A 264-nucleotide genomic window follows, 5' to 3' on the forward strand; every position below is an offset into this window, starting at 1 on the left:
CCTTCACCGCCGGCCACATGCTCTTCGGGGTCACGGCCATCAGATTCGCCGCGTAATGGGTGCGGCAGCGTTGCCACACGGCCCCGGGCAGGTTCGCCGCCACGGCTTCCACGAGGCCGCGATGGGAGTCCGAGGTCACCAGTGCCACCCCGGCCAGCCCCCGGGCCACCAGGTCCGCGAAGAACTCGTTCCACGCCGCACCCGTCTCCGTGGTGGCCACCCTCAGCCCGAGGACTTCGCGGCGCCCGTCGGCGTTGACCCCGG

The 264-nt window shown here is 72.3% G+C and carries 1 protein-coding gene; it reads right to left on the reverse strand.

The annotated features are described in order from the left end of the window. The coding region (locus tag NR072_RS11575; RefSeq protein WP_256836933.1) for a transposase at nucleotides 1-264 on the reverse strand (264 nt) is incomplete at both ends.

Source organism: Micrococcus sp. Mcc89, assembly GCF_024519795.1.
Taxonomy (GTDB): Bacteria; Actinomycetota; Actinomycetes; order Actinomycetales; family Micrococcaceae; genus Micrococcus; species Micrococcus luteus.